This window comes from Pseudomonas bubulae, from assembly GCF_037023725.1.
Taxonomy (GTDB): Bacteria; Pseudomonadota; Gammaproteobacteria; order Pseudomonadales; family Pseudomonadaceae; genus Aquipseudomonas; species Aquipseudomonas bubulae.
In genome coordinates this window covers 4855921-4882189 of the sequence record NZ_CP146077.1, presented here as the reverse complement: position 1 = coordinate 4882189, position 26269 = coordinate 4855921, and the positions used below count along the sequence as shown (strand labels likewise).

Here is a 26269-nt window from a genome sequence, read left to right as displayed (position 1 = left end):
GCGTCCATGGAGCCGATTTTGCTGTTCAAGCAGGGCATGCTGCTGGTGGTGGTGCTGTCTGCGCCACCGCTGATCGTGGCTGTAGCGGTGGGTGTGCTGACCTCGCTGGTGCAGGCGCTGATGCAGGTACAGGACCAGACACTGCCCTTCGGCATCAAGCTGGTTGCAGTGGGCGTCACGTTGGCGCTGACGGGGCGCTGGATCGGGGTTGAACTGATTCAATTGATCAACCTCACCTTTGACATGGTCGCCCGCTCGGCGCTTTAGAGGGAACACCCGATGGCCCCACAAATTGCGTTTCTCGAATACCTGCCCAGCCTCGCAATTGCGATGGCGCGCCTGTATCCCTGTTTTTTTCTGATCCCGGCATTCTGCTTCGAACATGTGCGCGGCATGCCCCGGCATGTCATCGTTTTTGCGCTGGCCCTGATACCTGCCCCGGGTATTTATCACGCCTTGTCGGGCGTGAATTACACCCTGCTGGCGCTCGGCGGTCTGATGCTCAAAGAGGCCATGCTGGGCTTTTTGCTGGGCATGCTGCTGTCCATGCCGTTCTGGCTGTTCGAGTCGGTAGGGGCTTTGCTCGATAACCAGCGTGGTGCCCTGATCGGCGGGCAGCTCAACCCTTCGCTAGGGGCGGATGCCACACCTGTCGGGCACCTGTTCAAGCAACTGAGCATTTTTTTGCTGATGGTCACCCTCGGGCTGGGCAGCTTGACCCGGGTGATCTGGGACAGCTACCTGATCTGGCCCCCCACGCTCTGGTTACCGACCATTGCTGCGGATGGTTTTGCCGTGTTTCTTTCTTTGCTCGGCGATACCTTCACGCATCTGCTGCTCTACGCCGCGCCCTTTATTGCGCTGTTGTTGTTGATCGAATTCGCTGTTGCCCTGTTGAGCCTCTACAGCCCGCAGTTGCAGGTATTTGTGCTGTCGATGCCGGCCAAAAGCCTGGCCGGGCTGGGCTTTCTGCTGCTCTACCTGCCACAACTGGAGGAGCTGATCGTGGGACGGATGAGTCTGCTGGGGGATCTTGGGCACGCACTGGGCCAGCTCTTCAAAGTAGGTGAGTCATGAGCGATTCGGGTGAGAAGAAATATGACGCCAGCCAGAAAAAACTGCAGGACCAGCGCAAAAAAGGCCAGGTTGCGCAAAGTCAGGACATCGCCAAACTGCTGACGCTGGCGGTTATCAGTGAGGTCGCCTTGATCACGGCTCAGAACAGCCTGCAGCGTTTTGGCCAATTGCTGATGCTGCCCGTTTCACTGGTCGGGCAACCCTTTGGTCATTCGCTGCAGGCCGTGTTCGTCGAGGCGGGTTACCTGTTTTTTGACTTCGCCTTACTGATGACCGGCGTTGCAGTCTTGATGAAATTAATCAGCAGCTGGCTGCAATTCGGCTTTCTGTTTGCCCCTGAAGTCCTGATCCCGGACTTCAACCGGCTCAACCCGGTCAATCAGGCCCGGCAGATGTTTTCGGCCCAGTCACTGTTGACCCTGCTCACCGGCCTGATCAAGGCACTGCTGATCTGTGCGGTGCTTTACCGCGTGATCGGGCCTTCCCTGGGGGCGTTGGTCGGGTTGGTCAACGCTGACTTGCCGGGCTATATCGTCGCGCTGATCGCCTTGTTCCGGCATTTGCTGCATGTGTGCCTTGGCCTGCTGCTGGTGCTAGCAGTGGTTGACCTGGCGTTGCAGCGGTATTTTTTTGCCCGGCGCATGCGCATGACCCATGTCGAAGTGGTCAAGGAGTACAAGGGCATGGAAGGTGACCCACATACCAAGATGCTGCGTCGGGCACTGGCCCAGGAGCTGGCCCATGAAGAGCCTGTGGCCCCGACTCCGCCGTTGGAAGAGGCCGACATGCTGCTGATCAACCCTACGCATTTTGCCGTGGCGCTGTACTACCGGCCGCCACAGACGCCTTTGCCGACCGTGATTGCCAAGGGGGCTGATGCCCGGGCACGGCGAATGATCGACAGGGCACGGGCAGCAGATGTTCCGGTGATTCAGTGTGTGTGGCTGGCTCGCACGCTGTATGGCATCGAGACCGGGCATTGCATCAGCCGCGAGACCCTGCAGGCGGTTGCGCTGGTCTACCGCACTCTGCGAGAACTGGATGATGACGAGCGCCGTGAAGTCATCGAGTTGGCGGAACTTGAGCAACGCTGATCGGGGCAGGAACCGGGCGCTATTACATGGTCACTCACTCTTCATCAGCCAGTCAGAGTTGAGCAGTCATGGACGTCAATTTTTTTGAACCCGCAAAGCCAGCGCCGTCAGAAATGCGCGGCACAGCCTCCCCGAACACTTCTGGCCCCACCGAATCGGTGCAAATGACCGGTTTTCGTCATTATCAGCAGCCCTCTCTGGCATTCAGCGCCAGCCTGGTTGAAGGAAAAGTCGTGACCCAAGGCTCGTATGTGGGCCAGGACATTGCCGCCCAACTGAATCAGTTGTCCAGGCCGTTCAAGCAAGATGCCACTTACGCAGGCCCTGCCCGGAACCTGCGAATCAGGGACGACAAATTTAATGTATTTCATATCCAGTCCACCCCTGCGGCCGCTGCAGTACTTAAAAGCAGTCTTCCCCTGAGTTTTTACCCATCGCCCCCGATCAATCCCGGGCGTGCCCATCTGGGGCAGATAAGCGGTGTGCAAACAACCGCCGAAGGCGGCCAGTTTCGTGTGGTCGAGCAACGCCTGTACCGGTTAGAAGCACAGACGCTTCGTTGGTTGCCCGACAAGGACGAGGCCCGATACAGCCGTATTGGCTTGAGTGCTCAAGGGCAACTGATGAAAGTGCCGCAGGGGGTCGCAGACATGAGCATTGATGGTAAAACGCAGGCGAGCCTTGAGGGTTTCACGCTAAAAATCAGCCGCGACACAGCCGATGCTGCTCTTTGTCTTGTTCCCGTCAACGAGTCGGGTAAACCGGTGCAACTGGCGCATCTGGGGCTGGCGGGTGATGTGCTGTACGCCTCGACACCTCAGGGTGAGTTTTTGTGCGCGAACCTGCGCAATGCCGAAGACGGGCAATTGGTCATGCGCCCTGAACCACTCGATAATCTTGAGCAGCTGCATCAGGGCGCAGTCAGCATCAAGGGCTTTATGCATGATGATCAAGGCCGGCTCAACGCCCTTGTCCTCGACTCCCGCCGCCAGTTACACAGCACCCCTTTGAGCCATGGCCCTGATCAGGCATCGGGCTGGAACCTCAGTGATGTGATCCTCAGAGTGAACGACACAGGTTTGCCCGAGCCAGGGCTGCAGACACTCGCCGGTAGTGTGGACCTTGGGCCGCGGGGCAAGGTTGCGCTTGAGGGCAACACATTGCTGTGCTGGAACGAGTGCTCACAGCAATGGGATAAAAGCGCTCACCACAATGTGGAGCGACTGGAGCGTGGCCTGGATGGTCGCGCTTATGTATTGCAAGGTGCAGAGCTGAAAGCGCTGGCAATCCATAAAACGCGGGATGCTGCGTACAGCGGTGCCAGTTATGACCTGACACCTGTTAATGATGCTCATGCCCATATCAACCTTGGTGGCGCCATGGTTGAGAATAACGAGCGAAAGATCACCGGTTTTGCTATCGATAACGCCAGGCAATTTGTAACGCTTGATGCTGAAAACAAGCTGATTGCCCACGTCAACGGAAAGGCCAGGGTCTTGACCTTTACCCGGCCTAAAGAGCTTGTGGCGCTGGCACTTGACCGTCAGGGAGATCTGTATGCACAGACCGGCGCCGGCGAACTGCTCAAGCTCGACAAGGCTCACTGGCAAACCCCTTGCACCTCAGCGCTCACCTGGACTCCCGTGCCGGTGCCGGACAATGCGCCGGTCAAGTCGTTGCGTATGGGAGCAGGTCAGCAATTGATCGTCAGCTGGGGTGAAAACAATGCGCAACAAAAAAGATGGGGTGAACACTATCGGCAGTTGATTGTTTCAGCGGATGGTGACCCGCAATGGAAACCTTTAACGGCACACTCAAACACCCCCGCGAGATCACTGGGTACGGTGTTGGGCAACGCTGAGTTGAAGAGCCAGGACAACGGCACCTCCTGGGCCGTGACCTCCGATTGTTTTGGCCACAAGACTGAAGCCCTGTCGGTTGATCGTGGGGTCATTAAAAGTGCTTTAGCCCATTTTCATCCTGTTCAGGGGATCAAGAATATCGGCCTTGGTATCCAGCATGATGTTAAAGGGCGACGCGGGCTGGCAGACCTCTACGCGGATGTGCGGGAACTGCAGGGGCTATTGCGTACGCTGGCGAGCGTGACACCCCGTACGATGGATATTTCAAGTCGCCTTGACCGCCTGGGCGAGGGCCAGCCAACCCAGGCCCTGGCCACAAAACTCAAGCGTTTTCTGAGTGAGGTAGAAGAGTGCAGCGTGCAATTGGCCAGGCGATTGGGCGAGATCAAGGGAGCCCGTGTGATCCCGGATTATCTGCCCACAACGAGTGGCAAACCCACTGAAGGCTCAGCGAGCAACCTGTCCCGAATTCGCCAGTCCTTCGAGAATATGGGGTCTTCAAAGTCTGATATCACAGCGGCCTTGCTGCGCAGTTACGAAAAACAGGGTGTTTGTTTGTCGTTGCACGACGCTGGCCTGAAACGTGATTTGAGCAATTCGACCGGGCTGATCGAGAGCGATTTGATTCAGCACGCCCGCACACTTTTCAGGCTGGTCAAACTGGTCGACCGGCTGGAGGGTAAAGCGCCTGATCAGGCCGAAATAACAGCCCGCCTGGAGAGTGCGATAGAGAACTATCAAAACAGCCCGGTACACAAGAAAACATCGCAGAGCATCAATGGATTGAAGCAGGCAGAAACGCTCTATAACAACTTCAAATTGTTGGCCAGGGACTTGGGTACCCCGGGATCAGCGCTCAATTTTCATATAACCACTACCTTGGGGCTCAATCCACAAGAGACGGTCAAGCAGGCTCTGCTTCAATGCATTCAAAAGTCTGAAAGCGGCCAGTCAGTTGCATCGAGCCGGAGCAAAACCTTATCGGCATCCCTGTTCTTACTTCCAGTCCCGTTGCTTGAAATCATAGGGGGTGTTTCAAGAGACAATACCAACGGCATAACGCTGACTCGAACCGATCAGGGGGTCAGCGTTGACATCAATATGGGCACTGGCCATACCGTCACTGGTTCTGTAGGCGTCGGTAACATGTTGCTTCCCTCCGAGGTGCCACTCGAAGGCCGGCTCAGGGTAGGGGCTGAGACTACATTGGCGTTGACGCATGAAAACGAGCAAAGCGTCAGCTTTGATATCAGGGAGGCAGATTTTCCCGCAATGATGGCCATCCTCACCGGGGAGAAAGGGAACGTTTTCGACTTGCTGGATCTTGGCAGCAATCACAAGAGCGGCACGAGCTCGAAAAACGCTTTGGACTTGAGTGTTTCCGCTCATGTGCAGCCCCGCTTTCACATGTTGATGCCGGAAACCTCGAATACACCTGGTGGCCTGGTACGTACTATGGTGAATGCGGGGGGGGGCTTCAACTGTTTCATGTTGATCAACGCAGCGCTGTCGTCTTGGGGCAGGATGAAATAACCCGGGCCCAAAGCGTGAATACCCAATGGTTAGCCAGAGGCAGTGCCTCTTTAGGTATGGCGCCGGCCAATGGCGCCTTGTGGACTCAGCTCGGTGCCGATGGACCTACGTGGGTGCCGTATATCACGAGTGATTCTTCGTTCACCCTGGGGTTTGATCGCAGTGTTGCCCGCAGCATGCGTTTTACCTTCAAGCAGCCTGCTGTGATCGATCAGGCGCAAGTCAATGGATTACGCGATGCCTTGTCCCGGCATTCTGCGCCACTCAAGCAACACCTGACCTCGTTTGCAGCACAGGGCCCACTGGTGGAGCAACTGCAACATCTGCATCGTCTATTCATTCAGCTACCGTCACCCGCTACCCGTTCTGAAGAGCACCATGCCCTCAATGAACAGCTGCAAACCTGCCTTCACCAGGAGGCGCTGGCCGCACAAGGTCGGCGAGCACTCAAATCAGTTGAAAGAACGGTTTCCTATGTGGGGGTAAAAGGTGGCCCTGACCATGAGTGGCTGAATGACGCTGCGCCTGCTAACAAGGCGGCAATTCTCCGGCTGTTTGCCCAGCAGCCACAATTCGAGCGGATCATCAACGACCTGGAAAGCAGCCAGGGCACCTCGGTAGTGATCAGGCTGGAGGTCAAGCCGAAGGTGCTGCGCATGATTGACAATCAGATAGGGGATGGGCCTAACGCCATAAATGATGTGCAAAAGGCCCTGGAAAACCCGGACAACCTGCGGATTAAAACCTTGGCTGTAAGCTATACGGCAACTAGAACCGACGCTATGAAGACCCCCATTCCTCTTGTGGCCTACTCCAGCAGGGCAGCCTTGAGCAATTCCTGCAAACTCCTCAACATTGAGTTGAAATACGGTATGGATCAGAACACTCCCTTGCGCGTTGAGTTCAAGGATACGTTGCCCTCGGCTCGTATTCGGGAGCTGAATCCCGAGCAGCTTGACCAAAAGATCCGGCATGGCCGCAGCCCTTTGATGTAATGACAATACCGGCCTGGCTGATAATCAGACAGGCCGGTACATGGGGGTGGGGGCTAAGACTCTGCGCAGGATTGGATGCGTGGGTTTGAATGTCTTCAGATCACCGGGGCAATGGGTCGTTGCACGGTTGATCTAGGGTTCCAGAGGCACAACGTGATGGTCTGAACGTTCAGCATACGAGCCTGTATCTGTACGCATGTGTGGTGGCCACCAGATCACCAGCGTCCTGGCGCTGGAGGCCGGGCGCGCGCACAGGTCTGTACGGCAATCCGAGGTGCAGCCTTGCAACAGTCCAGCCAGGGCCGCCGCCATGGCAACTGCGATCAGCCGAGTCATGGCGCGACCTCCAGCAATGATGGCCGAGACACGCTTGATTGTTCGTCGGGCTCGGGTGCTCGTGTCGCGATAAACACCTCCGCACGTTCGCCGGGCGCCAGCCACGGAGTCGGCCAGACACTCACCGCCAGGGTGCCGGCAGTGCTGCAATCACGTTCATCGACGCGCACCCGGCTCTGGCTCTGGTTGTGCAATACCAGTACGGCCACGTTGTAGTCCTCACTTTCGTACCACTGATGACGCTCGGTATCGACCTTCAGAGACGTGAACGCTTTGCACAGGCTGCCCGTCCGGGTCGGCATCGGCATCGCTGTGAACCGGCCAGGCACGTGGCCCGTGACCAGTTGACGGAACACCCGGGTAATATCGGAGCGCTGAATCACTGGCTGCTTCGCATCACGCCGTCTCAATGGGGTCAGCGCTGCCTCCAGTTGCGCCTGATCCGATTGTGGCAGGTAGCGGGCAGGGTTGGTCTGGTCGCCAATCAGGCGGGGTGTCAGGATAAACAGTCGCTCACGGCGATTTTTAGTGTTCTGCGTGGACGAAAACAGCAGCTTGCCCAGCCATGGGATATTTCCCAATACGGGGACTCGATTGCGGCTGTCGACCTCTTCAGCGACATGAAAACCGCCGATGACCAGGGATTGTTTTTCGTGGATCACTGCCTGGGTACTGATGTTGCCTTTGCGAACATCCGGTGTGGAATGCTGCCCTGTGTTATCGGCAAAGGTGCCGTCTTCGATATCGATGATCAGGTGAATCTGATTGGCGCCACTGGCTTCGATTACCCGGGGTATGACCTGGAAACTGGTGCCGGTGGTGACCGGCATGATGTTGGCCACGCCCTCACCGACGGCCTGGATATATTGCGTGCGATTGAAATCGATAACAGCGGGCTGGTTTTCCAGGGTCATGATCGAGGGGTTGGATACCACCGTTGCCAGCCCGCGGGCTTCAAGTGCCTTGATCTCGGCTGCAAAACGGTCAGCCTGGATCATGGACACGGTTGTCGGGGAAGTGCCCGACAACCCAGTAGCCATCCCGAAACGGCCGCTCTGAAAGCCCCATTTCGTCCCCAGTTCATTGAGTTGGGTGCGGTTGATATCGAGAATCACGGCGTCTATTTCCACGAGTTTGCGCGGGACATCGAGCTTGGCGATCAGTGCCTGATAGAGCGTCCGGCGTTCGCTGACGTCGTAGATCAACACGCTGTTGTTACGTACATCGGCCTCCACGCGGATGGCGTTCAGGCCTGATGATTTCAAATCGGCGGTGAGCGCGGGCGGTGGTGGATTGCTTGAATAAGGCATGGGGGAGGCCGTGCCGGATACTGGCGAGGGGCCGGGGGAGGGAGCAGCGAACGGGCTCGATGACTGGGTATCGAGCAACCCGCGCAACAGGCTGGCGATACCGGGCACACTCAGTTTTTCGCCCCGATAATCGATCTGCCGGTCTGCCGCATTGGCGAACTGCAGTGTGAAAGTCAGCACATCCTGTTTATTGGCGGGTTCTGCCCGTTTGCGACTGAACTGCCTGATCTGCTCGATATAGCGTTTGGGCCCGGACACCAGTACCACGCCGATATCCGGCAACTCGCCCCAGCCGAAACGCTCATCCAGCAGGCCTATCCGGGTCAGGGCCTGCTTCAGATCGGCAATGGTATCGTCCGCAACTTCAAGGCGGCTCGTGGTCTGCTGGTCAAGCGAACTGATGTAGAGCGTGTTGTTATGCACAAACCACTGGAAACGGTGTTCCAGTGCAAGCCGCTCCATTAAACCGGTGAGCGTGTCGGCGCGCAGCTTGCCGTTTACGACGCCTTGAAGCGCGCCATCAATCTGTAGTTGCAGGCCCACGGTATGGGCAAAGGCCCCTAGAAAATCAGGCACTGACAGGTTATTGGCTTCATGGGCATAAGGCGTTTTTTGCCACTCCTGTGGAATGGCGGCCATCGCCCCGTTGGCTAGCAAAAAAAGAGCTGGCAACAGGGCCCATTGGAGGGAGTGCTTGAACCCGAGCATCACTGCACGGCATCAATAATGCTTTTGGTCAGGCTGTGCTTGAATCGGGTTTGCTCGTTGATCGAGAAACTGGCAATGGCCATTTTTTGTGAAGCGTCGAGGAAGCGCTGCATGTCTTCGGGGCTTGCTTGATTGTTCAGGGCGATCTCCTCCAGTTTTTTTGGGCCTGGATAAAGCGGGTGTCAATGCGACGCTGGATGCTTTCGAACGAAGCCATAGAACCTCCATCAGTCAATACTCACCACTCAGTGGTAGCTCCTGCCGGATCAGTTCCATCAGTGGTCATGGGGATCAGCAGCGCCTTGAGCGTTGTGGCCCAGTCAATGCGCAGGTCGTGTTGCGCAGTGACCAGCACCAGAGCGAAGGGGTCGAGGCGTTCATCTGCTTGCAGTTGCCATGCGGTATCCGGGCGGGTGCTTAGCCACTGCCGTACAGGTGCAAGCATCTGCGGGTGGCAGCGCAGGGTTGCATTCAATGGCGGGCATTGGGCTGGCAGCAGTTGCGCCAGCAAGGCATTGATTCGCATCTGTGGCGGCACCTCACCGAGCAATCGCTCCAGAGCCTGATTGACCACTTGCGAGGCGCTGGTTTCAATCGCTTGGTACAAGGCGCCATGTTCCTGTTGCCAACGCGCCAGATGGGCATTGGCCTGTTGCCAGAATTCGCTGTGGGCCTTTTGCAGCAGCGTTTCGGCAGCGTTTTCAGCGTTGCTCAGCAGTTCGTCTGCCTGGGCACGTGCCTGGGCCAGCACCTCATTGGCCAGGCCGCAATCGATCAGGTTCTGGCTGCTGATCAGTACCTGGGGCAGCCCGGTTGCGCCTGGCTGCAGCTCAATCGTGCGGCGTGTCAGCATGGTTGTGCCCCTCGTCGCGGGGTCGTGTGTGCCACAACACTGTTTGCCAGAGCGTTCGGAGTTTGGCCGGTGAAATGGCCGGCACCGGTTTTTGCTCCAGCGTTTCGATCCGTGCAGGGGCAAAGCGCAGTCGCAACCTCTGCCAGACCGGTGGTTCGAGCCATGCTCTGAGCAGTTGCAAGGGATCGTCGGCGGGCTCGAGCCAGTCCTGCGTGTGCAAAGCCCTGGCAAGGCGCTGGCACCACAAACGCTGCGTGTCATCCCGTGCAGCAGAAGGTGTAGTGCGGCAGATACGCTCGACCCTTTGCAGCAACGCGTCATAGTGCGCCGGTTGCGCCAGTGCCAGCTGCATCAGGCTGGTTGTGGGCGCACAGGGCAGGCAGGGGGCGATACCCAAGCTCTTGCTGGCGCCTGCATGCTGGTTGCGCAGCAAGGCGGGCGATGCGTCAAGGATCTGCCAGTGCGGATGGGCGTAGCGCCATGGCAAGGCCCACCACTGTACCCAGGCATCAAGGTCATTCATGCAGAGCCCTTTTTGCGCAGCTTTAACCATACAACTGGCGTAATGATTGCCAGCAGGCACCCTGTCACCAGTGCAGCGAACAGGCTTTTCCAGAACCCCAGGTCTTGCTGCGGCACCAGAAAAGGTCCGAAGAACAGCAGTTGCTGGTTGTCCTGAAACGCGGCGGCAAGAACAAAAACCGTGGTTATTTTGTGCGGGTTGTCGATTGCCATTGCCATGCCCGGAATGCTGCTGGCAACCATCCGCCGTACCCGCGACTGGATGCCGTCGGGGTCCAGTCTGGCATCGTGTTTGATAAACACCGAAGCGGATGCGGGCTGCACGGCCTCACCTGGCGCCACACGTTCGGGCAGTACCACATGCACGCGCGCGACTATCACCCCGTCAATGCTCGACAGTGTGGCTTCAAGCTCTTGTGACAGCGCATAGATGTAACGGGCGCGCTCCTCAAGTGGCGTAGAAATGACACCTTCCTTGCGAAAAATATCACCCAGTGTGGAGCGCTTTGTTCTGGGCAGGCCAGCCGCCGACAGCGAGTTAATCGCCCGGCTGATAGCTTCTGTTCTGACACGAATGGAAATGCCATTTTTATCGGGGACTTTTTGAGCGTGGACCTGTTTGTCTGCCAGTTCTGCAATGACTGCATTGGCCTCCTGTTCGGAGAGCTGGCTGTGAAGCACCACGCTTTCACCACAACCGGTGACGGCCAGCACGAGCAGGAAACACACACTCTTGATCAGGCGCGCTGCCATGCGGTTACCTAAGACAGATTGGTGAGTTTTTCGATGGCTTGTGACGTCTTGCTGATCATCTTGGCGCTCAGCACGGTCTCAAGGTGGAGCGCCGACAGGGCCCGGGTGGATTTGAGCATGTCGAGGGGGTCGGTGCTGGTACTGGCTTTTTGCAGGGCCCTTGCGGCGGTACTCGACAGACCCGCTAAAAGTGCAGAGCGCTGTTTGAGTGGGTGGCTGGTCAATTTATCGGATATCTCGGTATTGGTTGCTTTAGTTGCCGTGGCAAGCAAAGAGGCGTTGAACCAATGGATATCGGCCAGTTCGGGGGTGTTCGAGGGTAGTTCAGAGGCACTCAAGACGGCCTGGGGGAGCTTCGAAGGAAAGTGGGTTTTCATTTGAAACCTCAAGCTGTGAGTTGTAGTTGCATGCTTGTGTGGCTGCACGCCCCGATTGGCCGGATGCCCCATTCGAGATGGGGCGGTATGAATAAAATCAGTACGAGATGGCCTTGGCACCTGCAAAGATTGCATTCATTGACTTGCTACTTGAGTCCATTACTCCGGCGGCTATGCCGTTTCTCGTGTCAACTCCCGTTTTGTGCATGGCGGCCGCGGCGGCTTTCCATTCCTGTTCGCGCGCAAAGTTTTTTTGCGCTTGGAGTGGGTCGTCGCCAGCACCGCGCGCCATTCCTGCAAAGAATCTAACTATTTCTGTAAACATACTCTTTATCCTCTTGGTTTTCTCAGGAAGGTCAGAACGAAATTTTATTATTTATATATATGTTCGTTTGAGAGTGATCGATATTTTTGGTGTGAGTATTTGCCGGGTTTGCAGGGGGCATTCTTGTGTTTCCAAATCCGCCAAGCGCGTTGAGGACCTGGCTCGCAAAGGGCATTACAAGTGAAAGTAAAGGGAACATGTATGTGCCTCTGTGGTTCGGTATTGGGAGTGCAACAGAACGTCTGTTCGCTATTTAAGTGTCGATATCCATGTGGGCAGTTCCAGTGGGAACTACTCAGTAAATGTCTAATTGTTTCATTCGGTGGTACAGCGTGCGCTTGGCAATCCCAAGTTCGATTACCACAGAATCGATACAATTAAAGTGGCGTCGCAAACAATCTGCGATCAACTGCTTTTCTATTTGTTGCAGGCGCATTTTTAAATTTAGAATTGTGGATTCATGTTCACAGGAAGAGGTATCCAGCGGGGGTAGCCCGAGCACAAAGCGCTTTGCTGCGGAGCGTAACTCCCTGACATTGCCCGGCCAGTCATGACAGATGATCTGTTGTAGCAGCGCAGTGTTCGGTACTGGTATGGATGAGTTGAAATGCCGGGCCTCACGCTGAATAAACTCCATAAACAAGGGGGTAATGTATTCGCGTCGTTCTCGCAAAGGCGGCAAGTGCAGGTTCACGACATTCAGGCGATAGTACAGGTCGCACCTGAAATGACCTTGTGCCACCAACTTCGCAAGGGAGGTTTGGGCCGAGGCAATCACACGCATGTCCACAGGGATGAATGTTGTCGAGCCCAATCGCTCAACACCACGGGTTTCCAGAACGCGCAACAATTTGGCCTGCAAAGCCAGCGGCATGCTGTCTATTTCATCCAGGTACAGAGTGCCTTTATCTGAAGCTTCTATAAATCCTGCACGTGATTGCAGGGCGCCGGTGAATGCGCCTTGGGTGACACCAAACAACTGGCTTTCCGCCAGACTCTCGGGGATGGCCGCGCAATTGAGTGCAATATAACGACCACGGCGCCCGGATAAGGTATGCAGATGCTCGGCCAATGTATCTTTGCCTGTGCCTGTTTCACCATGAAGCATTATGTCGATATTTTGTGCTGCCGCATTTCTGACAGTAGCGTGAAGTTGTGTGTCATCGGAAAAATATAGGCTTGAAGGCTCTTTGTCCGGGCGAAAGGATCCCATTGAATATACTCCGGCGCCATGTTTTTTTGATAGGGGAAATTCGCAATGTTAAACAGGTATAAACAACGCTTTTTATTTTATAGTTTGAAGGTGTTGACGGTTTAAACCAAGGCCTGAACTGGCCGCCTGTCGAGAGCTAAAACACATAGACACGGTAAGGATTAGTATTTATTGGCGTAGGGATAGCGTGCCTTACCTCCATGGATCGAACTTCGTGGAGGTAAGGGTAAACGGGTATTTATTCGTATTTTTATTCAGGGTTTTTTCTGCTATCGCCCTGAGTCGTAAATCCGAAGGTCAGAAGGGCGCTTTCAACGGTGCTCAAGTGCTGCATGCACAGCTGCCATGGTGCTGACACAACATCGGCCGATTCATCGCCGGCTACGGGGATGAGTACCGGGTGTTCATCGTCGCTGGCGATCGAGGCGCAGCCTGAAGCAACGTTTGCCAGCCGTTCGTGGAGGGAGGACGGTGCCGGGCCCTGTTCCTTGCGCAAGGCATCGGCAAAGGCTTCTGCAAACAACAGGGAGCTGGCGTATAAACGCACGGCGTGGCGCTCGTAACGGCTGGCAATGTCTTTGACTTCCCGTGATACAAAGCGCCCGCGCAAGGTCCAGCGGGCGGTATTGCGGGCCATGCTGATGCCGTTCTCCAGGGCAATAAGGCTGTCGTGGGCCCTGGAAAATATCTGCACGGCATTTTGAGCCTTGGCCGCATCTTGTCCTTCGAGAGCTTGCAGGCTTTTACCGAATCCCGACGCCAGCTTTTCGAGCAACTCCTTGGCGGAGCTGTCGATAATGCCGATCGGGTTGGGGGTCAGCAGTATCTGGCTGAAAACCAGCCCGACGCATGAGCCCACGACCACATCAAGCATCCGTACCACGCCAGCACTTTCCGGGCCTACGGCCAGCATCAGCACCGCCGATACACCGGCCTGGATGGGCACCACGGCCCCCAGGCCATAGAGTGCCGCGATGGCGATGGCAGAGAAGGTGGCAAAGCCAATACGCACCAACGGGTAAGCATCCGGCAACCACAAGGCGGCTTCGCCTACGATGATCCCGGTGGCGACACCCACCATCAGGCCCACCGCTTGCTTGCCATGACTGGGCAGGCCTGGAGCCAGGCACACCACGGCACTGATTGCGGCAAACACGGGGTGTATGTGACCGAAAAAATGCCGGGCGATAATCCACGCCAGTGCGGCGGCAATGGCTGAGGCCAGGGCGTCTCGCCAGCCCAGGGACCAGCGGGCTTTGATTTTTTCGACTATGGGGTCGGTATAGCGGCTGAGGAATTTGGCGCGGGGAATCATTGAGGCTCCCGATCATGAGGTGAGATGGCGTTAACCATAGACCGTTGTTGCGCCCCGGAGTGCGCCACAAACGCCAGGCCAAAAAAAACCGCGCCTGGGCGCGGTTTTTTATACGTGTGCTGTATTACACGTTGAAACGGAAGTGCAGGACGTCACCGTCTTTAACGATGTATTCCTTGCCTTCCAGACGCCACTTACCGGCTTCTTTCGCGCCCGCTTCCCCGTTGAACTTGATGAAATCGTCGTAGGCGATAACTTCAGCGCGGATAAAGCCTTTTTCGAAGTCGGTGTGGATCACACCGGCTGCTTGAGGGGCGGTCGCACCTACTTTTACTGTCCAGGCGCGAACTTCCTGCACGCCGGCGGTGAAGTAGGTTTGCAGGTCCAGCATTTCGTAACCGGCGCGAATCACACGGTTAAGACCAGGCTCTTCAAGGCCCAGGGCCTCCAGGAACATGTCTTTCTCTTCGCCGTCATCAAGCTCGGCGATTTCTGCTTCGATCTTGTTGCAGACCGGAACAACGATCGCGCCTTCTTCTTCAGCGATAGCCAGCACAACGTCCAGCAACGGGTTGTTCTCAAAACCGTCTTCAGCCACGTTGGCGATGTACATCACCGGCTTGGTGGTCAGCAGGTGGAAGCCTTTGATGATGGCTTTCTCATCTGCGTCCATGTTCTTGATCAGGCTGCGTGCCGGCTTGCCCAGGGTGAAGTGGGCGATCAGCTGTTCCAGCAGGGCTTTTTGGGCTACGGCTTCCTTGTCACCGCCTTTGGCATTGCGCGCGACTTTCTGCAGTTGCTTTTCGCAGCTGTCGAGGTCGGCGAAGATCAGCTCAAGGTCGATGATTTCGATGTCGCGTTTCGGGTCAACGCTGTTGGAAACGTGAATAACGTTTTCGTCTTCAAAGCAGCGGACCACGTGAGCGATGGCATCGGTCTCACGGATGTTGGCCAGGAACTTGTTACCCAGGCCTTCACCTTTCGATGCGCCAGCCACCAGGCCCGCGATATCAACGAACTCCATGGTGGTCGGCAGGATACGCTGTGGCTTGACGATGGCAGCCAGCGCGTCCAGGCGTGGGTCGGGCATCGGCACGATACCGGTGTTCGGCTCGATCGTGCAGAAGGGGAAGTTCTCGGCCGCGATACCGGACTTGGTAAGGGCGTTGAACAGGGTGGACTTGCCGACGTTAGGCAGGCCGACGATGCCGCAGTTGAATCCCATGGTGTTTCCCCTCGGAAAAAGAGTCAGGCCTTCTGGCTGTGCAGGTTTTTCATCGCACGGTTCCATTCCCCGGCGAGGATATCCGGCAGCACGCCGAGGGCAAAATCGATGCTGGCATCCAGTTTTTCCTGTTCGGCGCGTGGCGCACGACCGAGGACAAAGTTGGACACCATGCTGGCGACGCCCGGGTGGCCAATGCCAAGCCGCAGACGGTAGAAATCTTTGTTGTTCCCCAGTTGCGCGATGATGTCGCGCAATCCGTTGTGACCTCCGTGGCCGCCGCCCAGCTTGAGCTTGGCAACGCCTGGCGGGAGATCGAGTTCGTCGTGGGCCACCAATATGGATTCCGGCGCAATGCGGTAGAAACCGGCAAGCGCCGCAACGGCCTGGCCGCTTCGGTTCATATAGGTGGTGGGAATCAACAGACGAACATCCTGACCCTGGTGGCTGAAGCGCCCGGTCAGGCCAAAATATTTGCGGTCTGCAACGAGGTTTACCCCATTGGCTGCCGCGAGACGCTCAACAAAAAGGGCCCCTGCGTTATGCCGGGTCTGTTCGTATTCGGTGCCTGGATTTCCCAGGCCAACGATCAGTTTTATGGCGGTCACGACAAGGGCCCTTCTATGGAGTTGTGGATAACATCGCCGCTAACGGTTAGCGGCGAAAACGGACAAGAAAGCGGGTTTACGTGAGTAAACTTCGCGATCTTGTCCGCTTTACTCGCTGCGTGTTAGCTCGCGATGTTTCTCAAGACTCCAACGACAGAGTAATGAATTACTCTGCTGCTTCTGGTGCAACACGTGGAGCGTGAACGTTGGCTACTGCCAGGTCGTTACCGTGTGCCAGAGCTACGAACTCAACGCCTTTAGGAGCGGTGATGTCCGACAGGTGAATGATCGAGCCGACTTCAGCGTTAGCCAGGTCAACTTCGATGAATTCAGGCAGGTCTTTTGGCAGGCAGGAAACTTCGATTTCCGCAACAACGTGGGAGATCTCGCCGCCTTTCTTGATCGGAGCCGCTTCACCAACGAAGTGAACCGGTACGATTGCAGTCAGTTTTTGACCAGCAACAACGCGTACGAAGTCAGCGTGCATCACGTGGCCTTTAGCCGGGTGACGTTGCAGAGCTTTGATGATCACGTTTTGCTTAACGCCGCCAACGGTCAGTTCGATAACGTGGCTGTAAGCAGCTTCGTTTTCGAGCAGTTTGGCAACTTCTTTAGCCAGCATGCTGATGGATTCAGGGGCTTTTTCGCCACCGTAAACTACAGCTGGAACCAGGCTTGCGAGACGACGCAGGCGGCGGCTCGCACCTTTCCCCAGGTCGGAACGCACTTCAGCATTCAGAGTAAAATCGTTCATGTTGTATCTCCAAAATAACCACATCCGCCCTGGCGTTTGCGACCAGCGCCATGGACGGTATGGGCAAAAAAGCCCCGCCCCAACGGATTGCTGGGGCGGGGCGCTTTTCGTCAGCAGAAGTCCTGAAAGGGCAGGGCCCTTATCGGAACATCGCGCTGATCGATTCTTCGTTGCTGATGCGGCGAACCGCTTCAGCCACAACCGGTGCGATATCCAGTTGGCGGATACGCGAACAGGCTTGTGCGGCAGCGGACAGCGGGATGGTGTTGGTCACCACCAGCTCATCCAGCATGGAATTTTCGATATTCTCGATTGCCCGACCCGACAGCACAGGGTGTGTGCAGTAGGCGAACACTTTGGAAGCACCATGCTCTTTCAAGGCTTTAGCCGCGTGGCACAACGTGCCGGCGGTATCGACCATGTCATCAACCAGAATACAGGTACGCCCTTCGACATCACCGATGATATGCATCACTTCAGAGTGATTGGCTTTCTCACGGCGTTTGTCGATGATACCCAGATCGACGCCCAGGGATTTGGCAACAGCACGTGCACGCACGACGCCGCCGATATCCGGGGACACAATCATAAGGTTCTCAAAGCGCTGATCTTCGATGTCATCCACCAAAACTGGGGAGCCATAGATGTTATCTACAGGAATATCGAAGAAACCCTGGATTTGGTCAGCATGCAAATCAACCGTGAGAACACGATCGATGCCGACTACGGTAAGCATGTCAGCAACAACTTTTGCGCTGATAGCCACACGTGCGGAACGCGGACGGCGATCCTGACGGGCATAACCAAAGTAAGGAATAACAGCAGTAATACGAGTCGCTGAGGAGCGGCGGAAGGCATCAGCCATCACGACGAGTTCCATCAGGTTATCGTTGGTCGGAGCACAAGTCGGCTGAATGATGAAAACGTCTTTACCGCGGACATTTTCATTAATCTCAGCGGTAATTTCGCCGTCGGAAAACTTGCCGACAGAGATGTCACCGAGTGGGATATGCAGCTGACGTACGACACGCCGAGCCAGATCGGGGTTAGCGTTCCCCGTAAAGACCATCATCTTGGACACGCGCAGTACCTGAAGGCTGAGGGTAACCTGGATGAGTATAAGAAATGGCAGGGGCGGCTGGATTCGAACCAACGCATGGCAGGATCAAAACCTGCTGCCTTACCGCTTGGCGACGCCCCTGTATCTGTTGCTACGAGTACCGTGTACCCGTTTCCTTTTACAAATTTTGCAGCTTGCGATGCAACATCGAAACGTTGCTTCCTTTTGCTACAAACCCTGTAAGGGTCTCTGTAAGAAGGTGCAGCACTTTATCAGCATCTGCTTCGTTTGGGAAGGCCCCAAATATACAACTTCCAGTTCCAGTTAATTTTGCTTCGGTATATTTACCTAACAAATTCAAAGCGTTACGTACTTCTGGATAACGCTCCTTCACTACTGCTTCGCAGTCGTTTCGGCTGTTTCCCTTGGGAACGGGGCGCACTTTAATGGGCAAAGAGTCACGTGTCAACAACGGATCTGAAAATATTTCTGCAGTACTTACAGATACTTGCGGGACAAGCACCAGATACCAGGGTTCTTCTGGCTCGGCAGGCGTAAGAATTTCGCCGACACCTTCAGCAAATGCGGCGTGGCCACGAACGAAAACCGGGACGTCGGCCCCAAGAGTCAGGCCCAGCGCTGCCAGCCGGTCTTCATCCCAGGCCAGTTGCCAAAGATGGTTGAGCGCGAGCAGTGTTGTGGCGGCATTGGAACTGCCGCCACCGATGCCGCCGCCCATGGGCAACACTTTTTTGATCCAGATATCGATCCCCAGCGGGCAAGCGGATTGTGCCTGAAGCTTTTTTGCGGCCTTGACGATCAAATTGTCGTCATGAGCAACACCGGGGAATTCGGTGTGCAGGCAAATGATTCCGTCGTCACGCACGGCAAAGGTCATTTCATCGCCGTAGTCGAGAAATTGAAACAGCGTTTGCAGTTCGTGATAGCCATCTTCGCGACGACCGAGAATGTGCAGCATCAGATTAAGCTTTGCCGGGGAGGGCAAAACCAGAGTGTTTCGATTCAGACGGTCTTGCATCTTATTGACCCAACAAGCGAGGTTGCCAATCTTTAACCACGAGCGTGACATCCAGATCCGGGCCGTGCAGCTTGACCCGCTCAGGCAGCCAGAAGCCGTTTTGCTCGACATAGCTCAAATATTCGATTTTCCAGCCGTCCTGTTCCAGGTTGGCCAGGCGGCTGTCAGCATTCAATGTTACCCGGCTTTTGCTGCCGGGCGCAGGCAAGCCGCGTACCCACCAGACCAGATGTGACACTGGCAGGCTCCAGCCCAATTGTTCGCCCAAAAGCGCTTCAGGGGTCGGTGCTTCATAGCGGCCCTGATTGGCCACTTCCAGAAGCACGCTGCCCGGGCGCCCGGTCAGGCGAGCGGCTCCGCGGCCCAGCGGACCGGAAAGGCGTATGTCGTAATAGTCCTGGCGCTGCAGCCAGAACAGCGTGGCGCTGCCCGATTCTTTAGGGGCGCGAATGCCGACTTTGCCGCTGATTTGCCAGCCGTCGAGCCGGGTCAATTGCTGTTTGTGGGCTGACCACAGGGCAGGGCTGCCGTGGCCTTCTACGGATTCGCGGGCGCCGAAGCCCGCGCAACCGGCGAGCACGGCAATCAGGCTGAAAACCACGAGATGGCGCAAGTGACGATAAAACATGAGTTAAAGAGTCTCTGATCCGGTCAGGCGCAAAATGGTTTTGCGCAGAATAGGGCTGTCAGGATTTTCTTTAAGAAAAGTGCCCCAGATTTTTTTCGCTTCACGCTGCTTGCCATTGGCCCACAGCACTTCGCCCAGATGAGCGGCTACTTCCTGATCAGGGAAACGCTCCAGTGCCTGGCGCAGCAAGCGTTCGGCCTCATCCAGATTGCCAAGGCGATAATTCACCCAGCCCAGGCTGTCGAGCACAGCAGGGTCGTCCGGGTTCAGATCATAGGCTTGCTGGATCAGCGCCTTGGCTTCCGTGTAGCGAGTGGTTCGATCCGAAAGCGTATAGCCCAGGGCGTTCAATGCCATGGCGTTGTCAGGTTCACGCTTGATGATGGCGCGTAAATCCCGCTCCATCTGATCTAGATCGTTACGTTTCTCGGCCAGCATGGCGCGTGAATACAGCAGGTTGAGATCGTCCGGGTATTGCTTGAGTGCTTGTTGCAGCGTGTTCCAGGCGCGATCGGTCTGGTTGTTCGCCGCCAGGGTTTCGGCTTCTATCAAGTACAGCTGGATGGCGTAGTCGGGCTGTGCACCACGGGCCGAGGCCAGTTTTTTCGAGGCTTCGGCGCCGCGACCATGGCTGATCAGGATGTCCGCCTGGCGCAGTTGTGCGGGCAGGTATTCGCTGCCGGGACCTACCAATGCGTACTCAACCAGTGCGCCCTCGGGATCATTGCGTTCTTCGGCGATGCGGCCCAGGTTCAGATGCGCCGAGTCGACATGGCTGTCGCGCTCGATCAGCTCTTGCAGATAGCCTTCGGCTTCGTCCCAGGATTTGCCTTCCAGGCAAACCAGTGCCAGCGAGAATCGCAGCTCATCGTCTTCGGGGTATTGCTCCACCAGGCTGGCAAACTGCACTTTTGCCTCGGTCATGCGGTTCTGCTCGACCAGGGTGCGCGCATAGGTCAGGCCCAGGCGCTTGTCATCGGGGTACTGGCTGACGCTTTTTTTCAGCAGGGGCAACGCTTCATCGCCGCGGTTGAGGCTTTGCAACAAACGGGCGCGCAACAGAATCGGGGCGACTTCGCCGTTTTGCGGCGGGTTCTTTTCCAGTAGCTTCAGCGCGCCTTCGGCATCACCGTCCTGTTGCATCAACAAGGCCTTGCCGAAAATCAGCTGACCGTTGTCCGGGTGCTTGGCCAGCAGGCTGTCAAAACTTTTTTGCAGACCTGCCCGGGTATCCGCATCGGTTTCTATGGCCGCCAGGGCCAGGAAATCGAAGTGAGTATCACCCTTGGCCTGCAGGACTTTTTCCATGTAGACCAGGGATTCGTCATAACGGCCGTTGCGCGCCAGCTGAATGGCTGCAGCACGTTGCGCCTCGATATCGTCCGGGGCGTTTTTCACCCAGATCAGCGAGGTATCCAGTGCGGCCTGGTCGGCGCCCAGATACTCGGCGATACGGAAAGCGCGTTCGGAAACTCCCGGATCCTGCGTGTTGATCGCTTGCGTCACGTAGTTATCGAGGGCGATATCCAGACGATTGCGCTGGCCGGCCAGCTCGGCGCTCAACAGGCTGTACAGCGTGTCTTCGCTGAACGAACTGTAGACCGTGGGTTTTTCCGGGGTGGAGGAAACGTCTTCTGCCGCGGATGAGTCATCCGGGGACGTGGGGGCCAGAGCCTGGCAGCCACTGAGAAGGACGAGAGCGAGGAGCAACGCGGAGGATCTATTCATATAAGAGATGGGCGACTTACCTGCGGTCTGGGCATCATGACACATGCAATGGTGCAAACCATAACAGGTGCGACTATCGATATCCGGGGCTGATGATGTGTTCAACAGACGTTAACTATAGAGACAATAGTCAGCAATGGTTGTTCTGAATCTGGCGAAGTAGGACAATTGTCGGCTTCTTGTCATCATCAGCGATCTTGAATGGCCTTCCTCGCACTCGGTATTAACCACAAGACTGCTTCAGTAGACGTCCGCGAGCGCGTGGCTTTTACTCCGGAGCAGTTGGTTGAGGCCTTGCAGCAGCTCTGCCGCCTAACCGACAGTCGCGAAGCTGCGATCCTCTCCACCTGCAATCGCAGCGAGCTCTATATAGAGCAGGACCACCTTTCGGCAGACCGTGTGCTGCAATGGCTGGCGGACTATCATGACCTGAGCCTCGATGAACTGCGTGCCTGCGCCTATATCCATGAAGACGACGCAGCCGTTCGTCACATGATGCGCGTGGCTTCAGGCCTGGATTCGCTGGTGTTGGGCGAACCGCAGATTCTCGGCCAGATGAAGTCGGCCTATGCCGTGGCGCGTGAGGCGGGCACGGTCGGGCCGTTGTTGGGGCGCTTGTTCCAGGCCACGTTCAACTCGGCCAAACAGGTGCGCACCGACACCGCCATCGGTGAAAACCCGGTTTCGGTGGCCTTTGCCGCGGTGAGCCTGGCCAAGCAGATCTTCAGCGATCTGCAGCGCAGCCAGGCCTTGCTGATCGGTGCGGGCGAGACGATTACCCTGGTCGCCCGCCACCTGCATGACCTGGGAGTAAAGCGTATCGTGGTGGCCAACCGTACCCTGGAACGCGCCAGTACCCTGGCTGAGCAGTTTGGCGCCCACGCGGTACTGCTGTCGGATATTCCCCAGGAGCTGGTACACAGCGACATCGTGATCAGCTCCACGGCCAGCCAATTGCCGATTTTGGGCAAGGGCGCGGTCGAAAGCGCCCTGAAGCTGCGCAAGCACAAACCGATTTTTATGGTCGATATTGCCGTTCCCCGGGATATCGAGCCTGAAGTCGGTGAGCTGGACGACGTGTACCTCTATACCGTCGATGACTTGCATGAAGTGGTTGCGGAAAACCTCAAGAGCCGTCAGGGCGCGGCCCAGGCGGCAGAAGAGCTGGTGAGCATCGGCGCTGACGATTTTATGGTGCGCCTGCGTGAACTGGCGGCTGTGGATGTGCTCAAGGCCTACCGCCAGCAAAGCGAACGCCTGCGTGACGAAGAGCTGCAAAAGGCCCAGCGCATGCTCGCCAACGGCAGCAATCCGGAAGATGTGCTGGTACAACTGGCGCGCGGGCTGACCAACAAATTGCTTCATGCCCCCAGCGTACAACTGAAAAAACTTTCCGCCGAAGGCCGCCTCGATGCGCTGGCCATGGCCCAAGAACTTTTTGCCCTCGGTGAGGGCTCATCGCATAGCTCTGCGGATAAAAAATAGTAATGAAAGCGTCACTGCTTAATAAACTGGACATCCTCCAGGACCGTTTTGAAGAACTGACCGCATTGCTTGGCGATGGCGAAGTCATTTCCGATCAAACCAAATTCCGCGCCTATTCCAAGGAATACTCGGAAGTTGAACCCATTGTTGCCGCTTACGCGCAGTGGCTCAAAGTGCAGGCCGACCTTGAAGGCGCCCAGGCGTTGCTCAAGGACAACGACCCGGACATGCGCGAAATGGCAGTCGAGGAAGTTCGTGAAGCCAAAGAGCGATTGATCGAACTGGAAAAAGACCTGCAACGCATGCTGCTGCCCAAGGATCCGAATGACGGGCGCAACGTGTTTCTGGAAATTCGCGCCGGCACCGGTGGCGATGAAGCGGCGATTTTTGCCGGTGATCTGTTTCGCATGTACTCGCGCTACGCCGAGCGCCGTGGCTGGCGGGTTGAAATCCTGTCCGAAAGCATCGGCGAGCATGGTGGCTATAAAGAAGTCATTGCCCGTGTCGAAGGTGAGAATGTTTACGCCAAGCTGAAGTTCGAGTCCGGTGTACACCGCGTGCAGCGTGTACCTGCAACCGAATCCCAGGGTCGTATCCATACCTCGGCCTGTACCGTGGCGGTGCTGCCAGAGCCCGATGAGCAGGAAGCCATCGAGATCAACCCGGCCGATTTGCGTGTGGATACCTACCGTTCCTCCGGAGCCGGTGGCCAGCACGTCAACAAGACCGACTCGGCCATCCGCATTACTCACTTGCCCTCGGGCATTGTGGTGGAGTGTCAGGAAGAGCGTTCCCAGCATAAAAACCGGGCGCGGGCGATGTCCTGGCTCTCGGCCAAATTGAATGACCAGCAAACCAGCGCCGCGGCCAATGCCATTGCCAGCGAGCGCAAGTCGCTGGTGGGCTCGGGGGATCGTTCCGAGCGCATCCGCACTTACAATTTCGCGCAGGGGCGAGTGACTGACCATCGTGTCAACCTGACCCTGTATTCCCTGGATGACGTACTGGCTGGCGGCGTTGATGCCGTTATCGAGCCTTTATTGGCGGAGTTTCAGGCTGATCAACTGACAGCCCTGGGTGAATAAATGACTATTATTGCCAGCTTGTTGCGTGCTGCTGAACTGCCTGATTCACCTACGGCCCGTCTTGATGCGGAGCTGCTGCTGGCCGCTGCCCTGGGCAAGTCGCGCAGCTATCTGCACACATGGCCCGAAAAAATCGTCAGCAGCGAAGCCGCCTTGACCTTCGCCGAGTACTTGCTGCGCCGCCGTGCCGGTGAGCCGGTGGCCTATATTCTGGGGCAGCAGGGTTTCTGGAACCTTGATCTGGAAGTGGCGCCGCATACGCTGATTCCGCGCCCGGACACCGAGTTGCTGGTGGAAACCGCGCTGGCCCTGCTGCCCGCAACCCCGGCCAAAGTGCTGGACCTGGGCACTGGCAGCGGTGCAATCGCCCTGGCTTTGGCCAGTGAACGTGCCGCCTGGCACGTCACGGCAGTTGACCGCGTGCTTGAGGCCGTGGCTCTGGCCGAGCGCAATCGCCAGCGTTTGCAGCTCGACAACGTCAATGTGTTTACCAGCCATTGGTTCAGCGCGCTGGACGACCAGCGTTTTGACCTGATTATCAGCAACCCGCCCTATATTGCTGCCGGTGATGTTCACCTGGCGCAAGGCGATGTGCGTTTCGAACCTGAAAGCGCTCTGGTTGCCGGTGCCGATGGCCTGGACGATATCCGCCAGATCATTACCGCTTCTGCGCAGCACTTGAATGCAGGTGGCTGGTTGATGCTGGAGCACGGTTACGATCAGGCTGCAGCTGTGCGCCAACTGTTGCAGGACGCAGGTTTTACCGAGGTTGAAAGCCGCACGGACCTGGGCGGCCACGAACGCATTACATTGGGCCGCCTGCCGTGCTGACCGACGAGGAGCTGTTGCGCTATAGCCGACAGATCCTGTTGCAACAGGTTGATATCGATGGCCAGCTGAAGCTGAAAAACAGCCGTGTGCTGATTGTCGGGCTGGGTGGGCTGGGCTCGCCCGTCGCGCTGTACCTGGCCGCCGCCGGTGTCGGCGAGCTGCATCTGGCTGACTTTGACAGCGTTGACCTGACCAATCTGCAGCGTCAGATCATTCATGACACTGCCAATGTTGGCGAGAGCAAGGTGGACTCGGCGTTGCGCCGACTGCGCCTGATCAATCCGCATCTCAAGCTGGTTGCCCACCGCTCGGTGCTGGATGCCGATTCGCTGGCCGACGCCGTTGCCGCGGTGGATCTGGTGCTCGACTGCTGCGACAACTTTGCCACCCGTGAAGCGGTGAACAAGGCCTGTGTTGCGGCGCGCAAGCCGTTGGTCAGTGGCGCGGCGATTCGCCTTGAGGGGCAGCTGTCGGTGTTTGACTCGCGCCAGAGTGCCAGCCCTTGCTATCACTGCCTGTACGGGCATGGCAGCGAAGAGGAGCTGACCTGCAGCGAAGCCGGCGTCATTGGTCCCCTGGTGGGGGTGATCGGCAGCTTGCAGGCCCTTGAAGCGCTCAAGGTGTTGGCCGGGTTTGGTGAGCCACTGGTGGGCCGGCTGTTGCTGGTCGATGCCTCGAGCACGCGTTTTCGCGAATTGCGGGTCAAGCGCGACCCGGCCTGCAGCGTATGCGGTACTGGCCATGAGTGAGGCGCCGATTGGCGTTTTCGACTCCGGCGTCGGTGGCTTGTCGGTACTCAAGGAGATCCACGCGCTATTGCCCAACGAGTCGCTGCTTTATGTGGCGGACTGCGGGCATATCCCCTATGGCGAAAAAAGCCCCGAATTCATTCGTCAGCGCTGCGCGGTAATGGCTGAATTTTTCCAGCAGCAAGGCGCCAAGGCGCTGGTGCTGGCCTGTAATACTGCAACGGTGGCTGCGGTGGCGGATTTGCGTCAGCGTTACCCGACCTGGCCCATGGTCGGTATGGAGCCAGCGGTCAAACCGGCGGCAGCGGCCACCCGCAGTGGAGTGGTAGGCGTACTCGCCACGACCGGCACATTGCAGAGCGCCAAATTTGCTGCCTTGCTCGATCGTTTTGCCAGCGATGTGCGGGTTGTCACTCAGCCATGCCCGGGCCTGGTGGAGCTGATCGAAACCGGCGACCTGCACAGCGATACCTTGCGTACTTTGTTGCGCGGTTATGTCGAACCGTTGCTGGCCGCGGGCTGTGACACCATTATTCTTGGCTGTACGCATTACCCCTTCCTCAAGCCTCTGCTAAGCCAGATGCTTCCTGGTTCGATTACCCTGATCGACACCGGTGCCGCCGTGGCGCGCCAGCTCAAGCGATTGTTGGCTGAGCGCGGCTTGCTGGCAGCTGGCCCGCCTGCTGAAACGCAGTTCTGGACCAGCGCTTCTCCTGAACACTTAGGAAATATCCTGCCTGTGTTGTGGAATAAATCTGGCGTTGTGCGAAGCTTCGGTCTGTAAAAAAACAGAACTTATGCTTC

Annotated in this window: 27 protein-coding genes and 1 tRNA gene; 10 read left to right on the top strand and 18 right to left on the bottom strand. The window is 56.9% G+C overall.

The genetic code is table 11. The features are described from left to right. Positions 1 to 6: 6 nt before the first annotated feature. The 5 genes from sctS (at position 7) to V6L81_RS22530 (ending at position 6561) form a co-directional block, all read left to right on the top strand. Complete coding sequence (gene sctS, locus V6L81_RS22550; RefSeq protein WP_095003190.1) at positions 7 to 267, top strand: type III secretion system export apparatus subunit SctS; 261 nt, start codon at positions 7 to 9, stop codon at positions 265 to 267. Between the two features lie 12 nt (positions 268 to 279). Continuing rightward, complete coding sequence (gene sctT, locus V6L81_RS22545; protein ID WP_095021228.1) at positions 280 to 1077, top strand: type III secretion system export apparatus subunit SctT; 798 nt, start codon at positions 280 to 282, stop codon at positions 1075 to 1077. Then, on the top strand, positions 1074 to 2171 hold the full coding sequence (gene sctU / locus V6L81_RS22540) for a type III secretion system export apparatus subunit SctU (RefSeq protein ID WP_095019661.1): 1098 nt from the start codon (positions 1074 to 1076) through the stop codon (positions 2169 to 2171). The genes sctT and sctU overlap by 4 nt, the downstream gene beginning before the upstream one ends. A 68-nt stretch (positions 2172 to 2239) precedes the next feature. Then, positions 2240 to 5566, top strand: coding sequence for an AvrE-family type 3 secretion system effector (locus tag V6L81_RS22535; protein WP_338661111.1), 3327 nt, complete (start codon positions 2240 to 2242; stop codon positions 5564 to 5566). Between the two features lie 14 nt (positions 5567 to 5580). Further along, positions 5581 to 6561 carry an AvrE-family type 3 secretion system effector gene (locus tag V6L81_RS22530; protein ID WP_338661110.1) on the top strand — a complete coding sequence of 327 codons (981 nt, stop codon included), beginning with the start codon at positions 5581 to 5583 and terminating at the stop codon, positions 6559 to 6561. A 132-nt stretch (positions 6562 to 6693) separates the two neighbouring features. Here the strand turns inward: V6L81_RS22530 and hrpT are convergent, their stop codons facing one another. From hrpT to V6L81_RS22440, 18 genes are all read right to left on the bottom strand, one after another. After that, positions 6694 to 6897 carry an HrpT family type III secretion system protein gene (gene hrpT / locus V6L81_RS22525; RefSeq protein ID WP_095019660.1) on the bottom strand — a complete coding sequence of 68 codons (204 nt, stop codon included), beginning with the start codon at positions 6895 to 6897 and terminating at the stop codon, positions 6694 to 6696. Beyond that, positions 6894 to 8879 (bottom strand): type III secretion system outer membrane ring subunit SctC, encoded by a 1986-nt coding sequence (gene sctC, locus V6L81_RS22520; protein WP_338660339.1) that lies wholly within the window; start codon positions 8877 to 8879, stop codon positions 6894 to 6896. Before sctC ends, hrpT begins: the two co-directional genes overlap by 4 nt. Before the next feature lie 35 nt (positions 8880 to 8914). Then, a complete protein-coding gene (locus V6L81_RS22515) occupies positions 8915 to 9070 on the bottom strand; it encodes a hypothetical protein (RefSeq protein WP_338660705.1) in 156 nt (51 codons plus the stop codon). Between the two features lie 83 nt (positions 9071 to 9153). Next, complete coding sequence (sctL, locus tag V6L81_RS22510) at positions 9154 to 9768, bottom strand: type III secretion system stator protein SctL (RefSeq protein WP_315263064.1); 615 nt, start codon at positions 9766 to 9768, stop codon at positions 9154 to 9156. Beyond that, positions 9746 to 10291, bottom strand: coding sequence for a type III secretion protein (locus V6L81_RS22505; RefSeq protein WP_338660338.1), 546 nt, complete (start codon positions 10289 to 10291; stop codon positions 9746 to 9748). The genes sctL and V6L81_RS22505 overlap by 23 nt, the downstream gene beginning before the upstream one ends. Beyond that, entirely contained in the window at positions 10288 to 11043 is a 756-nt protein-coding gene (gene sctJ, locus V6L81_RS22500) for a type III secretion system inner membrane ring lipoprotein SctJ (RefSeq protein ID WP_095019656.1), read from the bottom strand. The genes V6L81_RS22505 and sctJ overlap by 4 nt, the downstream gene beginning before the upstream one ends. 8 nt (positions 11044 to 11051) lie before the next feature. Then, on the bottom strand, positions 11052 to 11420 hold the full coding sequence (locus tag V6L81_RS22495; protein ID WP_095003181.1) for an EscI/YscI/HrpB family type III secretion system inner rod protein: 369 nt from the start codon (positions 11418 to 11420) through the stop codon (positions 11052 to 11054). Positions 11421 to 11517: 97 nt separating this feature from the next. Further along, entirely contained in the window at positions 11518 to 11745 is a 228-nt protein-coding gene (locus tag V6L81_RS22490; RefSeq protein ID WP_095021223.1) for a hypothetical protein, read from the bottom strand. Between the two features lie 295 nt (positions 11746 to 12040). Next, positions 12041 to 12958 (bottom strand): sigma 54-interacting transcriptional regulator, encoded by a 918-nt coding sequence (locus V6L81_RS22485; RefSeq protein ID WP_095021222.1) that lies wholly within the window; start codon positions 12956 to 12958, stop codon positions 12041 to 12043. 250 nt (positions 12959 to 13208) lie between these two features. Then, positions 13209 to 14273 carry an aromatic acid exporter family protein gene (locus V6L81_RS22480; RefSeq protein WP_095003178.1) on the bottom strand — a complete coding sequence of 355 codons (1065 nt, stop codon included), beginning with the start codon at positions 14271 to 14273 and terminating at the stop codon, positions 13209 to 13211. Between the two features lie 124 nt (positions 14274 to 14397). Continuing rightward, on the bottom strand, positions 14398 to 15498 hold the full coding sequence (ychF, locus tag V6L81_RS22475) for a redox-regulated ATPase YchF (protein WP_086798695.1): 1101 nt from the start codon (positions 15496 to 15498) through the stop codon (positions 14398 to 14400). Positions 15499 to 15521: 23 nt separating this feature from the next. Continuing rightward, positions 15522 to 16106: an aminoacyl-tRNA hydrolase gene (gene pth / locus V6L81_RS22470; protein WP_016781749.1), complete on the bottom strand. Its 585-nt coding sequence runs from the start codon at positions 16104 to 16106 to the stop codon at positions 15522 to 15524. A 166-nt stretch (positions 16107 to 16272) separates the two neighbouring features. Continuing rightward, the gene (locus V6L81_RS22465; protein WP_095003177.1) at positions 16273 to 16860 is read right to left on the bottom strand and encodes a 50S ribosomal protein L25/general stress protein Ctc; all 588 of its coding nucleotides are present in this window, start codon (positions 16858 to 16860) and stop codon (positions 16273 to 16275) included. A 139-nt stretch (positions 16861 to 16999) separates the two neighbouring features. Continuing rightward, on the bottom strand, positions 17000 to 17941 hold the full coding sequence (locus V6L81_RS22460) for a ribose-phosphate pyrophosphokinase (RefSeq protein WP_019825119.1): 942 nt from the start codon (positions 17939 to 17941) through the stop codon (positions 17000 to 17002). Positions 17942 to 17986: 45 nt separating this feature from the next. Beyond that, positions 17987 to 18061, bottom strand: a tRNA-Gln gene (locus tag V6L81_RS22455). Positions 18062 to 18098: 37 nt separating this feature from the next. Continuing rightward, complete coding sequence (ispE, locus tag V6L81_RS22450; RefSeq protein ID WP_370688637.1) at positions 18099 to 18959, bottom strand: 4-(cytidine 5'-diphospho)-2-C-methyl-D-erythritol kinase; 861 nt, start codon at positions 18957 to 18959, stop codon at positions 18099 to 18101. Position 18960: 1 nt separating this feature from the next. Further along, positions 18961 to 19587: a lipoprotein insertase outer membrane protein LolB gene (lolB, locus tag V6L81_RS22445; protein WP_095003176.1), complete on the bottom strand. Its 627-nt coding sequence runs from the start codon at positions 19585 to 19587 to the stop codon at positions 18961 to 18963. Positions 19588 to 19590: 3 nt separating this feature from the next. After that, on the bottom strand, positions 19591 to 21315 hold the full coding sequence (locus V6L81_RS22440; protein WP_130871981.1) for a tetratricopeptide repeat protein: 1725 nt from the start codon (positions 21313 to 21315) through the stop codon (positions 19591 to 19593). A gap of 201 nt (positions 21316 to 21516) precedes the next feature. Between V6L81_RS22440 and hemA the strand changes: the two genes are divergently transcribed. Genes hemA through murI form a run of 5 tightly spaced genes read left to right on the top strand, consistent with a single transcriptional unit; the run spans position 21517 to position 26249 of the window. After that, a complete protein-coding gene (hemA, locus tag V6L81_RS22435; RefSeq protein WP_095003174.1) occupies positions 21517 to 22800 on the top strand; it encodes a glutamyl-tRNA reductase in 1284 nt (427 codons plus the stop codon). A gap of 2 nt (positions 22801 to 22802) precedes the next feature. Next, entirely contained in the window at positions 22803 to 23885 is a 1083-nt protein-coding gene (prfA, locus tag V6L81_RS22430) for a peptide chain release factor 1 (RefSeq protein WP_095003173.1), read from the top strand. Continuing rightward, entirely contained in the window at positions 23886 to 24716 is an 831-nt protein-coding gene (gene prmC / locus V6L81_RS22425) for a peptide chain release factor N(5)-glutamine methyltransferase (RefSeq protein WP_095024934.1), read from the top strand. It begins immediately after the preceding gene. Then, positions 24710 to 25465 carry a molybdopterin-synthase adenylyltransferase MoeB gene (locus tag V6L81_RS22420; protein WP_095031454.1) on the top strand — a complete coding sequence of 252 codons (756 nt, stop codon included), beginning with the start codon at positions 24710 to 24712 and terminating at the stop codon, positions 25463 to 25465. Before prmC ends, V6L81_RS22420 begins: the two co-directional genes overlap by 7 nt. Next, the gene (gene murI, locus V6L81_RS22415) at positions 25458 to 26249 is read left to right on the top strand and encodes a glutamate racemase (RefSeq protein WP_095038778.1); all 792 of its coding nucleotides are present in this window, start codon (positions 25458 to 25460) and stop codon (positions 26247 to 26249) included. The genes V6L81_RS22420 and murI overlap by 8 nt, the downstream gene beginning before the upstream one ends. Positions 26250 to 26269 lie beyond the last annotated feature (20 nt).

Excerpts from the sequence above, each read along its gene's own strand:
- sctL (WP_315263064.1), bottom strand. The coding sequence starts at position 9,768 with ATGCTGACACGCCGCACGATTGAGCTGCAGCCAGGCGCAACCGGGCTG.
- sctS (WP_095003190.1), top strand. The coding sequence starts at position 7 with ATGGAGCCGATTTTGCTGTTCAAGCAGGGCATGCTGCTGGTGGTGGTG.
- prfA (WP_095003173.1), top strand. The coding sequence starts at position 22,803 with ATGAAAGCGTCACTGCTTAATAAACTGGACATCCTCCAGGACCGTTTT.
- murI (WP_095038778.1), top strand. The coding sequence starts at position 25,458 with ATGAGTGAGGCGCCGATTGGCGTTTTCGACTCCGGCGTCGGTGGCTTG.
- lolB (WP_095003176.1), bottom strand. The coding sequence starts at position 19,587 with ATGTTTTATCGTCACTTGCGCCATCTCGTGGTTTTCAGCCTGATTGCC.
- ispE (WP_370688637.1), bottom strand. The coding sequence starts at position 18,959 with ATGCAAGACCGTCTGAATCGAAACACTCTGGTTTTGCCCTCCCCGGCA.
- V6L81_RS22505 (WP_338660338.1), bottom strand. The coding sequence starts at position 10,291 with ATGAATGACCTTGATGCCTGGGTACAGTGGTGGGCCTTGCCATGGCGC.
- sctT (WP_095021228.1), top strand. The coding sequence starts at position 280 with ATGGCCCCACAAATTGCGTTTCTCGAATACCTGCCCAGCCTCGCAATT.
- V6L81_RS22465 (WP_095003177.1), bottom strand. The coding sequence starts at position 16,860 with ATGAACGATTTTACTCTGAATGCTGAAGTGCGTTCCGACCTGGGGAAA.
- ychF (WP_086798695.1), bottom strand. The coding sequence starts at position 15,498 with ATGGGATTCAACTGCGGCATCGTCGGCCTGCCTAACGTCGGCAAGTCC.
- V6L81_RS22535 (WP_338661111.1), top strand. The coding sequence starts at position 2,240 with ATGGACGTCAATTTTTTTGAACCCGCAAAGCCAGCGCCGTCAGAAATG.
- sctU (WP_095019661.1), top strand. The coding sequence starts at position 1,074 with ATGAGCGATTCGGGTGAGAAGAAATATGACGCCAGCCAGAAAAAACTG.
- prmC (WP_095024934.1), top strand. The coding sequence starts at position 23,886 with ATGACTATTATTGCCAGCTTGTTGCGTGCTGCTGAACTGCCTGATTCA.
- V6L81_RS22485 (WP_095021222.1), bottom strand. The coding sequence starts at position 12,958 with ATGGGATCCTTTCGCCCGGACAAAGAGCCTTCAAGCCTATATTTTTCC.
- sctJ (WP_095019656.1), bottom strand. The coding sequence starts at position 11,043 with ATGGCAGCGCGCCTGATCAAGAGTGTGTGTTTCCTGCTCGTGCTGGCC.
- V6L81_RS22440 (WP_130871981.1), bottom strand. The coding sequence starts at position 21,315 with ATGAATAGATCCTCCGCGTTGCTCCTCGCTCTCGTCCTTCTCAGTGGC.
- V6L81_RS22490 (WP_095021223.1), bottom strand. The coding sequence starts at position 11,745 with ATGTTTACAGAAATAGTTAGATTCTTTGCAGGAATGGCGCGCGGTGCT.
- V6L81_RS22495 (WP_095003181.1), bottom strand. The coding sequence starts at position 11,420 with ATGAAAACCCACTTTCCTTCGAAGCTCCCCCAGGCCGTCTTGAGTGCC.
- V6L81_RS22480 (WP_095003178.1), bottom strand. The coding sequence starts at position 14,273 with ATGATTCCCCGCGCCAAATTCCTCAGCCGCTATACCGACCCCATAGTC.
- hrpT (WP_095019660.1), bottom strand. The coding sequence starts at position 6,897 with ATGACTCGGCTGATCGCAGTTGCCATGGCGGCGGCCCTGGCTGGACTG.
- hemA (WP_095003174.1), top strand. The coding sequence starts at position 21,517 with ATGGCCTTCCTCGCACTCGGTATTAACCACAAGACTGCTTCAGTAGAC.